A 14,441-nucleotide genomic window follows, 5' to 3' on the forward strand; every position below is an offset into this window, starting at 1 on the left:
TCGAACTGCGACAGGTCCCGGTCCGGTTCCACGGCCGCCACCTCGACGCCGGGCAGCCGCAACCGGGTCTCGGTGAGGTTCTGGAGCGACAGGCCGACCTGGAACAGCGGGTGCCTGGCCGTCGAGCGCGCCGGGTTGAGTACCTCGACCAGCCGCTCGAAGGGCACGTCGGCGTGGGCGAACGCCTCGAGGTCGACGGCGCGCTGCGCGCGCAGCTGCTCGGCGAAACCGAGGTCGCCGTCGACGCGCGTGCGGAACACCAGGGTGTTGACGAACATGCCGATCAGGTCGTCCAGGGCCGCCTCGCCGCGCCCGGCCACGGGGGTGCCGATCGCGATGTCGGTGGTGCCGGACAGGCCGGCGAGCAGGACGGCCAGCGCGGTGTGCACGGTCATGAACAGGGTGGCGCCGTGCGCGCGGGACAGCTCGGCCAGCGCGGCGTGGGTGGCGGCGTCCAGGGCGAAGGGCACCCGCCCGCCCGCGGCGGACCGGACCGCCGGGCGCGGCCGGTCGCGCGGGAGGTCGAGCTGATCGGGCAGTCCGGCGAGGGCCTCGCGCCAGTACGAGATCTGTTCGGCGGCCACGGAATCCGGGTCCGACTCGTCGCCGAGCAGGGCCTGCTGCCACAGGGCGTAGTCGGCGTACTGCACGGGCAGCGGCTGCCAGCCGGGCGCCCGCCCGCGCACCCGCGCGAGGTAGGCGGTGACGAGGTCGCGGGTCAGCGGCCCGGCGGAGAACCCGTCGCCGGCGATGTGGTGCACGGTCATCGCCAGCACGTGATCCTGCGGGCCGCGACGGAACAGGGTGGCGCGCAACGGCACCCCGGCGGTCACGTCGAAGACCGCGCCGAGCGCCGCCGGCACGGCCGCGTCCGACGCCGCCTCGTCCACGACCAGCCGGGGCACGTCCGCGTGGTCGGCCGGGAGCACGACCTGGGCGGGCACGTGGTCGATCGCGGGATAGACCGTGCGCAGGATCTCGTGGCGGTCGACCAGATCGGCGAACGCCCGGACCAGCGCGGGCACGTCGAGCGCGCCGCGCAGCTCGAGCACGACCGGGATGGTGTAGGCGGCGCCGTCGGGATCGAAGCGGTTGAGGAACCACATGCGCCGTTGGGCCGGCGAGAGGGGGATCCGGTCGGGCCGGGGTCCGGCTGTCAGCGCGGGGCGGCGGCCCGCCCGGCTCAGCCGCGCCAGCTCCCGCGCGCAGCCGGCGACCGTCGGCGCCGCGAAGAGCACCCGCACCGGGACCCGCACCTGGGCGGCGGCGCCGAGCCGCGCGGTGACGCGGGTCGCGAGCAGGGAGTTGCCGCCCAGATCGAAGAAGCTGTCGTCGGCGCCGACCCGGTCGGCGCCGAGCACCTCGGCGAAGACCCGCGCGACCAGTTCCTCGGTCTCGGTCGAGGGCGCCCGGTAGTCGCGCGCGGCGAAGACCGGGGCGGGCAGGGCGCGGCGATCGAGTTTCCCGGTGGCCGACAACGGCATCCGGTCGAGGACGGTCACCGCGGCGGGGACGAGGTGGGCGGGCAGCGCCGCGGCGACCCAGCGGGTCAGCGCCGCCGGGTCGGGGGCGTCGCCGGTCACGTAGGAGACCAGGACGGTCGCGCCCGCCGGGTTCTCGGTCCCGACGGTGACGGCGGCGTCCACGCGCGGATGCCGGACGAGCACCGCGTCGACCTCGCCGGGCTCGACGCGGAAACCGCGGATCTTGACCTGGAAGTCCCCGCGCCCCAGGTACTCCAGCTCGCGGCCGCCCGAGGTGCGCACCCACCGGACCAGGTCGCCGGTGCGGTACATGCGTCCGCCCGGGTCGCCCCAGGGGCTCGCGACGAACCGGTCGGCGGTCGCGGCCGCGCGTCCGTGGTAGCCGCGGGCCACGGCTGGCCCGGACAGGTACAGCTCGCCGGCGACGCCGTCCGGCACCGGGTGCAGGCGCGCGTCGAGCACCGTCGCCCGGATGCCGGGCACCGGGCCGCCGATCGTGATCGCCTGTCCGGCGGTCAGTTCGGCGTAGGTGGCGCCGATGGTGACCTCGGTCGGGCCGTAGCCGTTGAGGAAGCGCCTGCCAGGCTGCCACGCGGCCAGGAGCTCGCTCGAGGTGGCCTCGCCGCCGGCGGAGACGCACCACAGATCGGGCAGGTCGGCCGGATCGAGGGTGCCGAGCAGGGCCGGGGTGATGATCGTGTGCGTGACCTTCTCCGCGCGCAGCAGGTCGGTCAGTTCGGCGCCGCCGACCGTGCCGGGCGGGGCGATCACCAGGGTCGCGCCGCGATGGCAGGCGGTGCCGATCTCCTCGATCGACTGGTCGAAGCTCGGCGAGCAGACGTGGAGCATGCGGTGGTCGTGCCGCAGGCCGAGCAGGGCCGCCGAATGGGTGAGCAGTCCCGACAGCCCGGCATGGGTCACCGCGACGCCCTTGGGCAGGCCCGTCGACCCGGAGGTGTAGACGAGGTAGGCGGTGTTGTCCGGGCGCAGCGGGGCGCGGCGGTGCCGGTCGCGCACCCGCACCGACGACAGGCGCGCGACGCGGGCGCGCACGGCCGGGTCGTCGAGCGGGATCCAGCGCACCGCGTCCGGCAGGCCGGCGACGCCCGCGCGGGTGAGGCCGAGGGCCGCGCCCGAGTCGGCGAGCAGGTGGCGGATCCGGTCCGCGGGGTAGGTCGGGTCGACCGGCAGGTACACGCCGCCCGCCTTGGCGATCGCCCAGAAGGCGAGCACCGAGGCGTAGGAGCGCGGCAGCGCCGAGGCGACCACGGTCTCCGGGCCGACGCCCTCGGCGACGAGCAGCCGGGCCAGGCGCGAGGAGGCGGCGTCCAGCTCGCCGTAGGTGTGGTCACGGCCGTCGTCGCGCACGGCGATCCGGTGCTGGCCGAAGCCGGTGCCGCGCGCCAGCAGCGCGGGGAGGGTCGCGGGCGCCGGTGCGGCCGCGCCGAGCCGGACGAGGGCCGCGTATTCGTCCTCCGCGCACAGCGGCAGGTCACCGGCGGGCGTGCCCGGGGCGCGGGCGATCGCGCCGAGCAGGGCGCGCAGGTGATGTCCGACGGCGGCGGTCGCGTGGTCGCCGGGGCCGGACAGCTCGACGGCCGGGCCGGCGGGGGTGTCGTGGACGGCCACCGCGAGGACGGCGGCGGGGTCGGCCGCCGCGTCGAAGGCCAGTGAGACCTGGGTCAGGGCGGCGCGTTCCACACCGAGCAGGTCCGCGATCGCGGCGGCCGGGACGGCGTGCGCCCCGGCCTCGGCCTCGTCCCGCCGCGCGGGCTCGAGCAGGTCCCGGAACGGCGTGGCGGGATCGAACCGCGTCCGCAGCGGGAGCGCCGGTGCGGTGGCGTCGTCCTCGTCGCCCGCCGTCGTGACCAGCACGTCGGCGGTCCCGGTCAGCCGGGCGAGGAGCACGGCCAGGGCGGTGCGCAGGAGCACCCGCCGGGTGACCCCGGCCGCGGCGGCGAGGGTCGCCAGGTCGCGGTCCACCGCCTCCGGCACGGTGAACCGGCGGCGGGCGCGCCGGGGCGCGCGGGTCGCCGACGCGGCGGGCAGGGCGAGCGGCCCCGGCGGGTCGGCGAGGACGCGCCGCCAGTAGCGGGAGACGGTGATCGGGTCGGCCGTGTCGGCGTCGAAGGAGCGGGCGATCCCGGCGGTCCGGGTCGTCGCGCCCTCGGTGACCAGGTCGTCGAGGACGGTGCGCAGCCGGTCGGTCACCGCCTGGGCGGTGACCGGGGCGACCAGGTCGCGGCGGAACTTCACCTGGACCGTGAGGGTGGCGCCGGTGAAGACCAGCACCGTGATCGGGTAGTGGGTGTGGTCGGTGCCGCTCAGCCCGTCCACGCGCAGCCCGTCGAGGGCGCCGCCCGCGGCGCGCAGGCCCTCCGCGTCGACGGGGTAGGACTCGAAGACCAGCATGGTGTCGAACAGGTCGCCGAGGCCGGCGCCGCGCTGGATGGCGCCCAGCCCGAGGTGGTGGTGATCCAGCAGGGCCGCCTGCTCGGACTGGACGGTCTCGAGCAGGGCGCCGACGGTGTCCGCCCGGCCCGGGCGCACCCGCACGGGCACCGCGTCGACGAACAGGCCGATCATGTCGCCGACCCCGTCGAGCTGCGGCGGCCTGCCCGAGACGGTGGCGCCGAACACCACGTCGTCGCGGCCCGTCGCGCCCGCCAGCACCAGGCCCCAGGCGACCTGGAGCACCGTGTTGACGGTGACCTCCGAGGACGCGGCGAAGGCGGTGAGCGCCGCCGTGCGGTCGGCGCGCAACCGGAATTCGCACACGCCGTAGCCGGTGCCCGTGGCGGGCGGCCAGGTCAGCTCGGGGCCGAGCGTCGTCGGCGTCACGCCGGCCAGGAGCCCGGACCAGGCCCGCTCGGCGGCGGCCCGGTCCTGGCGCGACAGCCAGGCCAGGTAGTCGCGGTAGGGGCGCACCGGCGGCAGCGGCGCCGCGTCGCCGTCGGTGGCGTAGTCGCCGCCGGTGGCGTAGTCGCCGCCGGTGGCGTAGAGGACCAGCAGCTCCTTCATCAGCAGCGGCATGGACCAGCCGTCGAGGAGGATGTGGTGGCCGGTGAGCACGAGCCTGCCGCGCCCGGACCCGTCGCCGTGCACGGTGAGGCGCAGCAGCGGGGCGGTCGCGGGATCGAAACCGGCCTGCTGGTCGGCCGCCAGGTGGGCGGGCAGCTCGTCGTCGGCGACGCCGGCGACGACCCGGAAGGGCACCCGCACGTCGTCGGCGATCACCTGCACCGGGGTGCCGTCGGCGGTGGTGACGAAGGCGGCGCGCAGGTTGGCGTGCCGGGCGAGCACGGCCTGCGCGGCCCGGCGCAGGCGGTCGAGGTCGGGTTCGCCGGTGAGCTCGGCGACCAGCTGGATGACGTAGGCGGGCACCGCGTCGTCGAGCAGCTCGCCCAGCGCCAGCAGCGACTGCTGCAGCGGGGAGAGCGGCAGCACGTCGGACAGGCCGGGACGGGTGGCCCGCCAGGCGTCGAGCTCGTCCTGGGTGACCCGCACCAGCGGGACGTCGGACGGGGTCGGCCCGCCGGCCGCCGGATGACCGGTGTGCCCGGCCAGGGCGGTCAGCGCGGCGGTCCATTCCTCCGCCAGCTCCCGGACCTCGGCCTCGCCGAGGATGTCCGCGGCGTAGCGGAAGCTCGCCCGCAGGCGCGGGCCCGCCGGGGTGGCGACGGTGATGGCGTTGATGTCGACGACGGCGGGCGCGGGCAGGGCGGGGTCGTAGGAGACCTCGACCTCGCCCAGGTCGCCGGTGGGCAGCCAGTCGCCCTCGCCGCCGGTGCCGGTGGCGGCGCGGCCCAGGTAGTTGAAGCCGATCTGGCCCTGATCGCCGGCGAGCCGGTCGGCGGTCGCGGGATTCGCGTGCCGCAGCAGACCGAAACCGATGCCGTGGCCGGGGACCGCGAGGAGCTGTTCCTTGATCGCCCGGACGGTCGCGGCCAGGGCCTCGCCGCCGTCGTGCGCCGGGATGCCGGTGAGATCGAGCAGGACCGGGTGCACGCTGGTGAACCAGCCGACGGTGCGGGTCAGGTCGGCGCCGGGGACCGTGTCCTCTTCGCGCCCATGGCTTTCCAGGCGCACCCGCAGGGTGTCGGACGCGACGCCGCGGCTCGCCCGCCACGCCCGGACCGCCCGGGCGAGGGCGGCGAGCAGGCCGTGGTCGGCGCCGGTCCGGTAGAGCGCGGGGACCGTCGTCAGCAGGGTCTCGGTGACGTCGACGGGCAGTTCGACGTCCAGGGACCGGACGGTGGCCTCGGTGTCGCGGCCCGGGTCGAGCGCCCGGTCGCCCAGCAGGGGATCGGGCGCGTCGAGGACGCGCCGCCAGTGGTCGAGCTCGGCCGTGCGTTCGGGCGCGCGGGCCGCCTCGGCCAGGCCGTGCGCCCAGCGCCGGAACGACGTGCCGACGGCGGGCAGGACGATCTCGCGGCCCGCGTCGTGGTGCGCCCAGGCCAGCGCGAGGTCGGGGATCAGGATGCGCCAGGACACGCCGTCGATGGCATAGTGGTGGGCCGCGACGGTCAGCACGTCGCGGGCGCCGCGCCTGCGCACGTGGGTGAAGGCGATCATCGCGCCCCGCGACGGATCGAGGGCCGAGAGGGCCGCGTCGAGCGCGGCGCTGCCGATCCGGGTCAGCTCGGGGCCCTCGGCGTCGCCCGCGTCGATCTCGGTCACCAGGGCGGCCGCGTCGACCGCGCCGGGCGCCAGGACCTCGAACCGCCCGCCGTCGGGGCTCAGCCGGGAGCGGAGCATGTCGTGCCGGTCCAGCACGGCCGCGACGATCGCCACCAGCGCGACGCGGTCGATCCCCGGGGGCAGGCCGAGGACCATGGTCTGGGCGAACCGGTCGCTGGAGCCGTGCGCGAGGAAGCCCGCCAGCACTGGCGTCGGCGGGAGTTCGCCCACGCCGCCGCCGGGAAGTTCGGACAGCACGGCCTGCGCGGCGGTGTCGGCCGCGGCCGCCCGGGCGAGCGCGGCCACGGTCCGGTGCTCGAAGACCGCACGGGTGGAGAAGATCAGGCCCGCCGCCCGGGCCAGCGAGACCAGCTGGATGGACAGGATGCTGTCGCCGCCCAGGGCGAAGAACGAGTCGTCGGCCCCGACCGAGGGCACGCCGAGCACCCGCGCGAACAGGTCCGCCAGCACCGTCTCCCGATGCCCCCGCGGCGCACGGGCGCGCACGGCGCCGGCCACCGGCGCGGGCAGGGCCCGGCGGTCCACCTTGCCGTTGGAGGTCAGCGGGAGCGCGTCGAGCACGACGATCGCCGACGGCACCAGGTGCCCGGGGAGGCGCGCGGCGAGGTGGTCCGCGAGCGCCCCGGTGTCCACCGGCTGACCCGGCGCCGCGACCACGTAGGAGACCAGGGCCGTCGACCCGGACGGGGTCGTCCGGCCGACGGTGACCGCGGCGGCGAGACCCTCGTGCGCGGCCAGCGCGGCGTCGACCTCGCCCGGCTCGACCCGGAAGCCGCGCACCTTCAGCTGGTCGTCCGCGCGGCCGAGGTAGGCGAGCGCGCGGGCGCCCGGCAGCAGCCGGACCAGGTCGCCCGTGCGGTACAGGCGGGTGCCCGGCGCGCCCCAGGGTGCGGCGACGAACCGGGTGGCGGTGGTGCCCGGCCGGTGGCGGTAGCCGCGCGCGAGTCCGGGACCCGACAGGTAGAGCTCGCCGGTGACACCCGGCGGGACCGGCCGCAGCCGCTCGTCGAGCACGAACGCGGCGGTGCCGCGCACGGGCGCGCCGATGGTGATGCGTTCCCCGGCGGCGAGTTCGGCGTAGGTCGAGATGATCGTGGTCTCGGTGGGGCCGTAGCCGTTGAGGTAGCGGCGGCCCGGCTGCCACGCCGCGGGCAGCTCGGGAGTGGTCACGTCCCCGCCGACCGACAGCACCGCGAGCGCGGGCACGGCGGCGGGGTCGAGCGTGCCGAGCACGGCGGGGGTGATGATCGTGTGCGTCACCGACTCGGCCGCGAGCAGCGCGGCGAGGTCGGCGCCGCCGGTGATCTCCGGCGGGACGATCACCAGGGTCGCGCCGGTGGACAGGGCGCACAGCCATTCCAGCACCGACGGGTCGAAGCAGGGCGAACAGACGTGCAGGACACGGTGTTCCGCGCGCAGCCGGTAGCGGTGCACCGCCTCGTCGCGCAGCGGCGCCAGGCCGGTGTGGGTGACGGCGACGCCCTTGGGGCGGCCGGTGGAACCGGAGGTGTAGATGACGTACGCCGGGTGCTCCGGGCGCAGCGCGGCCCGCCGGTCGGCGTCGGTCACCGGATCCGGCGGCAGCCCCGCGAGGAGCGCCGCGTCCGCGTCGACGGACAGCCAGGCGACGCAGGCGGGCAGGTGCGGCAGGTGCGCGTCGCCGGTGATGCCGAGGGCCGCACCGGAATCGGCCGCCAGGTAGCGCAGCCGCTCGGCCGGGTGACCCGGGTCCATCGGCACGTACACCCCGCCGGCCTTGGCCACCGCCAGCGCGGCGACGACGGTGTCGGCGGAGCGCGGGAACGCCACGGCGACCGGGACCTCGGGCCCGACCCCGCGCGCGATCAGCGCCCGCGCCAGCCGCGAGCTACGCGCGTCGAGGTCGCCGTAGGTGATCGACCGGTCGCGGTAACGGACGGCGATCCGTCCGGCGCCGAAAGCCGTTCCGCGCGTGAGGAGGTCGGGCAGCAGCGCGACCGGGACGTCGTCCGCGTCCGGGCCGTCCGCGAGCCCGGTGAGCAAATCCGCGCGTTCGGCGGCGCTCAGCGGTTCGAGATCGCCGACGGGCGTGCCGGGCCGGTCGAGGGCGTCGGCGAGCAGGCGGTGGAACCGGTCCGCGAGGCAGGCCACGGTGGCCCGGCCGAACAGGGCCGAGGCGTAGCGGAACCCGGTGACGCGCGCGCCGTCCGCGTCGCAGAGCAGGGCCAGGTCGCAGCCGGGCGGGTCGGCGTCGGGCGCGTCGAGGGCGAGCACGGCGCCCACGGGATTCTCCGCCGTCCGCGTCGGGTCGGCGAGGGGCGGCCCGACGCGGACCGAGGCCGCGCGCGCCGCTGTCTCGGTGAGCTCGGCGATCGGCACCCCGGCGGGGCCCGCGGCCGCGCGGTACGCCGTCGCGACCTCGCGCAGCAGGACGTCGAAGGGGGCCGCCGTGGACATCCGCACGCGCAGTGCCACCGTCCGGGGGGAATCCGAGGGGACCGTGGGGACGCCGAGCACGATGTCGCGGGTGGTCGACGAGCGCGCCAGCAGCAGCGCGAACACGGCCGCGACGACCGCGATCGGCGGCGCGTCGTGTGCCCGGGCGAACGCGGTGATCCGGTCCCGGAGCGCGGCGGGCGTGGCCGAACCGATCCGTTCGTCGGCCGCGACCGGCGCGGCGGGGCGGGGACGGTCGGCGGGCAGATCGGGGTCGGCCGGGAGGTCGGCGAGCAGGGTCCGGCGGTAGGCGATGTCGGTGACCGCGTCGCGGCGGGCCGACAGCGTGGCGAGCACGTCGCCGACCGTGTGGCCCGCGCCGCCGATCGCGTGCAGGGCCGCGCGGAGCCGGTCGGCGAGGGCCGCCGCGACGGCGGCGTCGACGAGCTCGGGCCGGTACTGCACCCCGAGCCGGATGCCGTCGCCGACCTCGACGCCGACCGCGATCGGATAGTGGGTCGCGTTGTGCGCGTGGACGTCCACGATCGACAGCCCGTCGAGGGCGTCCCGGCCGCGGCGCAGGCCCTCGGTGTCGACCGGGTAGGACTCGTAGGCCAGCAGCGTGTCGAACAGTTCGTCGGCGCCTGCGGCCCGCTGGATCTCGGCCAGGCCGAGGTGGTGGCCGTCGAGGAGGGCGACCTGCTCGGCCTGGACGGCCGTGAGCAGGCCCGCGATCGGCAGGTCGGCGGCGCAGCGGACCCGCACCGGCACGGTGTTGGCGAACAGCCCGACCATCCGGTCGACCCCGTCCAGCTCGGCGGGCCTGCCCGAGACCACCGCGCCGAAGACGACGTCGTCGCGGCCGGTCGCGTCGGCGAGCACCAGCGCCCACACCGCCTGGAACAGCGTGTTGAGGGTCACCTCGCGCGCCGCCGCGACGGCCGCCAACTCCTCGGCCTGTCCGGCGGTCAGGTCGACCACGCTGGTGCGGTGTCCGGGCTCCGGATCGCGCGGCGGCGGCAGCAGCTCGGCCACCCGCGTCGGGGTGTGGCCGTCGAGCGCGGCCCGCCACGCCGCGACCGCCGCGTCGCGGTCCCGCCCCGCCAGCCACGCCAGATGATCCCGGTACGGACGGACCGGCGGCGCGGCGACGGCGCCGTCGGCGGCGTAGGCGACGAGCAGGTCCCGCATGAGCAGCGGCATGGACCAGCCGTCCACCAGCAGATGGTGTGCGGTCAGCACGAGATGCGCGTGCGCGGGGGAGTGCCGGAACACGGTGAACCGCAGCAGCGGAGGCTCGGCCGGATCGAAGGCGATGCCCTGTTCGGCGGCCAGGAACTCCGCCGCGGGCGCGACCTCCGCGGCCACGACCCGCCACGGCACCGGCAGTCCCTCGGTGACGAACTGGATCGGCACGCCCGAGGCGGTGGTGCCGAACGAGGCGCGCAGGATCGCATGCCGGTCCAGCACGACGCCCGCGGCCCGCCGCAGGCGATCGAGATCGACCGCGCCCGCCAGCTCCGCCGCCAGCTGCACCAGGTACGGGTCCTCCGGCGCGACCTGCGACAGGAAGAACAGGCCCGCCTGCAGCGGTGCCAGGGGCAGCACGTCGACCAGCCCGGGCCGTGCCCGGTGCCAGGCGTCGAGCTCGTCCTGGGTCGCCCGCACCAACGGCACGTCGGCGGGGGTGAGCCCGCCGGCCGCCGGGTCGGCGGCGTGCCCGGCCAGCAGGCCGAGGGCCTCGGTCCAGCAGTCCGCCAGCTCGCGCACCGCGGGCTCGTCGAGGACGCCGCTCGCGTAGGAGAACGACACCCGCAGCCGCGTGCCGTCGTGGCCGACCGCCGCGAGCGCGTTGATGTCGACCACGGCGGCGGCGGGCAGCGCGGGATCCTGGCGGGCGATCGGCTCGCCCCAGTCGTCGGTGGGCAGCCAGCCCCCGCCGGCCGGGCCGTCGGGCACGTCGGCGGCCGAGACCCGGCCGAGGTAGTTGAAGCCGATCTGGGCGAGCGGCCCGTCGAGCCGCCCCGCCGACCCGGGATCCAGATAGCGGAGCATGCCGTACCCGATGCCCTTGTGCGGCACCGCGATCAGCTGTTCCTTGACCGTCTTCAGCAGCGCCGCGGTCGCCGCGCCGCCCCGCCACACGGCCGCGGGATCGAGCCCGGACAGGTCGAGGGCGATCGGGTACATGCTGGTGAACCAGCCGACGGTGCGGGTGAGGTCCGCGCCGGCCACGACCGGCTCGCGCCCGTGCCCCTCCAGGCGGATCCGGGTGGCGGGCGTGCGCACGCCGCGGCGCGCGCGCCACGTCCGGACGGCCAGGGCCAGCGCGGCCAGCAGCGCGTCCTCCGCGCCCGCCCGGTACCGCGCGGGCAGGTCGGTGAGTACGGCGCCGGTCACCTCGGGCGGCACGGTGACGGTGAACGTGCGGACGGTGCCGGTCGTGTCGCGCGCGGGATCGAAGACACGGTCGCCCAGCGGCGGGTCGGGCACCGCCGACACCCGCCGCCAGTGCGCGAGTTCGTCGCGGTGCGCGGGCGCGGCCTCGGTCAGGGCGTGCGCCCAGCGGCGGAACGACGTGCCGGGCGCGGGCAACGCAATCGGCAGCCCCGCCGCGTACCGCGACCAGGCGGTGACGAGATCGGTCAGCAGGATCCGCCAGGAGACGCCGTCGATGACGGCGTGATGCGCGGCCACGACCAGCGCGTCCGGCCCGTCCTCCCGGGCCAGCCACACGAAGGCGATCATGCGGGCGGCCTGCGGGTCCAGCGTCGCCAGGGCGGCGTCCACGGCCGACTGCGCCGCCGCGAGGCGCCCCGCCGCGTCGAGGCCCGCGGGCACCTCGACCCGGGTGAGCAGGTCGGCCACCTCGACCCCGCCCACCGGAAGCACGCGCAGGCGCGGTCCGTCGGCGTCGACGCGCAGGCAGGCGCGCAGCATGTCGTGGTGGTCGAGGACCGCCGAGAGCGTGTCGACCACGCCCGCGCGGTCGATGCCGTCGGGCAGCGCCAGGATCATCTGCTGGGAGAACCGCGCGTGGACCCGCCCGTCCGCGAGATGCGCGGCGAGCACCGGGGTGAGCGGCGCTTCGCCGACCCCGCCGCCCGGCAGTTCCGCCAGCACCGGACCGGAGCAGGCACCGGTGACTGCCACCCGCGCCAGCCGGGCGACCGTGCGCTGCTCGAACACGTCCTGCGGGCTGAACGACAGGCCCGCGGCCCTGGCCCGGGACACCAGCTGGATGGACAGGATGCTGTCGCCGCCCGCGGCGAAGAACGAGTCGTCGGCGCCGATCTCCGCCAGACCGAGCACCTGCGCGAACAGCTCGGCCAGGGCCGTCTCGACCGGGCCCTCGGGGGCGCGCGAGGCCGCACCGGCCGCCGGGACCGGCAGGGCCGCGCGGTCCAGCTTGCCGTTCGGGGTCAGCGGGATCTCGTCCAGCTCGACGACGACCGACGGCACCATGTGCCCGGGCAGCGTGTCGCCGGCGTAGCGGGTCAGTTCGGCGGGGTCGAGCCGGGCACCAGGGCGGGCAAGGACGTAGGACACGAGCTGCGTCGCGCCGGAGGCGGCCGTCCGGCCCAGGGTGACCGCGTAGTCGACCGAGGGATGGGCCGTGAGCACCGCGTCGATCTCGCCGAGCTCGATCCGGAATCCGCGCACCTTGACCTGGAAGTCGCGGCGGCCCACGTACTCGAGCGCGCCGTCCGCCGCGCGGCGCACCAGGTCCCCGGTGCGGTACATGCGCGCGCCGGCCGCGTCCGCGCCGGGGAAGGTGGCCGCGACGAACCGCTCCGCGGTCAGGTCCGGCCTGCCCAGGTAGCCGCGGGCCAGCGCCGGACCCGACAGATACAGCTCGCCGGTCACCCCGGCGGGCACGGGGCGCAGCCGCGCGTCCAGCACCACCGCGCCGACACCGGGGAACGCGGTGCCGATGGTCACCGGCTCGCCCGGGCGCAGGGCCGCGCTGCCGGTCGCCAGGATCGTCGCCTCGGTCGGCCCGTAGCCGTTGAAGAAGGCCCGGTCGCCGGTGGCCCACCGAGCGACCAGCGCGGGCCCGAAGGCGTCACCGGCCACCACGACCACGCGCAGGTCGTCCAGGTCGTCCGGGTCGCCCGGGTCGACCGACTCGAGCGCGGCCGGGGTGATGAGCAGGTGGGTGACCCGCTCCCGGCGCAGCAGCCCGGCCAGGTCCGCGCCGCCGAACACCGACGGCGGCGACACGACCAGGGTCGCGCCCGCGCCCGCGGCGAGGAGCAGTTCGAGCACCGAGACGTCGAAGCTCGGGGAGCACACGTGCAGGACGCGATCGCCCGGGCCGACCGCGTAGCGCGCGCGGGTCGCGGTCACCAGGGCGGCCAGCCCGGCGTGGGTCACCTCGACGCCCTTGGGCCTGCCCGTCGAACCGGAGGTGTAGACGACGTAGGCGACGTGCGCGCCGGTCAGCGACCGCGGGCGGTCGAGGTAGGTGACCGGGTGTCCGGGCAGGGCGTCGACGCGCTCGCGGACGGCCGGGTCGTCGAGTTCGAGCCAGTCCGGGCCCGCGCCGAACCGGGGCCGGTGCTCGGCGACGGTCAGGCCGAGCACCGCGCCGGAGTCGGCGAGCAGGTAGCCGACGCGGTCGGCGGGCAGCTGCGGATCCACCGGCACGTACGCGGCGCCGGTCTTGGCGACCGCCCACACGGCGAGGACCGACTCGATCGACCGGGTGAGGCCGAGCGCGACGACGTCGCCGGGGCCGACGCCGCGCGCCAGCAGCTCCCTGGCCAGCCGCGAGGAGGCCGCGTCGAGCTCGGTGTAGGTGAGCGCGCGACCGCCCGCGGGATCGGTCACCGCGAGGCGCGCGCCGTCGGTGTCGACCGCGGCCGTCAGCAGCTGGGTGAACAGCGTGGTGCCGGTCCGGCGGTTGCGGCTGCGCGGTGCGCGGCGAACATCACCCATCTCGAGCTACTACATCCTTCTCACGTGCGGCCCGCTGGTGCGTCCTGACCCGCGAACCCGGCCAGATTCGGGGTCCGCCGGGTGGCCGACCGGTGTCGAACAAGCGAAGAAGGAGTCGATACAGGGGCGTTCGGCGAACATGAGAACACAGCACGGGGCCTCCGGACCAGACAAACGGGGCGTTCCACGCGGCCGGGACCGAACTCGGTCCGGAATTTGTGCGCGTGGCACAATCCGGGAACCGGTTCTTGGTCAACGGAGGGAGTCGCGGTGGCGTACGGATCCCTGGCCTGGGTGGGGCGCGCGCTCGCGCCGCTGCGCGAGTCGATGACCGCCGACCTGGTCCGCACGATCGAGCAGGTCGTGCCGGTCATCGACATCGATCCCGACCTGGCCGGTCTGCGGGCGGCCAGCATCGCCGAGAACGTCGTGCTGCTGCAGCACGTGCTGGCCACCGGCGTCGACCCGGCCACGGTCGGCCCGCCCGCGGGCGCGGTGGCCTACGCCCAGGCGCTGGCGCGGCGCGGCGTGCCCATGTCGGTGCTGCTGCGCGCCTACGGGCTCGGGCAGAACCGGCTGCTCGGCACCGGCATCGCGCAGGTGCTGGCCGTGCCGGGGCCCGACCAGCCCGCCCGCATCGCCGAGCTGCTTGACTTCGCGCGCGTCTACCTCGACCGGATCACCTACCTCATCGGCCGCATCTACGACGCCGAACGCGACCGCTGGCTCACCAGCAGGCAGGCCGCGCGCCAGCAGTGGGTGGCCCGGCTGCTGGCCGGCGGCGACGTCGACGTGGCCGCGGCCGAGGCCGCGCTCGGCTATCCGCTGGACCGCGCGCACCTGGCGGCGGAGATCTGGCTGCCGCCCGCCGTCGGCGGCGCCGACACCGCGCGGACCCTC

Annotated in this window: 2 protein-coding genes; one reads left to right on the forward strand and one right to left on the reverse strand. The window is 76.6% G+C overall.

What is annotated here, in order from left to right; translation table 11 throughout:
* Positions 1-13,541, reverse strand: a 13,541-nt coding sequence (locus ON36_RS24250; RefSeq protein WP_043658112.1) for a non-ribosomal peptide synthetase, incomplete at its 3' end; no start/stop codon positions are given.
* A gap of 270 nt (positions 13,542-13,811) precedes the next feature.
* Here ON36_RS24250 and ON36_RS24255 point away from each other — a divergent pair.
* Positions 13,812-14,441, forward strand: a 630-nt coding sequence (locus tag ON36_RS24255) for an RsbRD N-terminal domain-containing protein (RefSeq protein WP_043658115.1), incomplete at its 3' end; no start/stop codon positions are given.

It is taken from the genome of Nocardia thailandica NBRC 100428, assembly GCF_000308795.1.
GTDB lineage: Bacteria > Actinomycetota > Actinomycetes > Mycobacteriales > Mycobacteriaceae > Nocardia > Nocardia thailandica.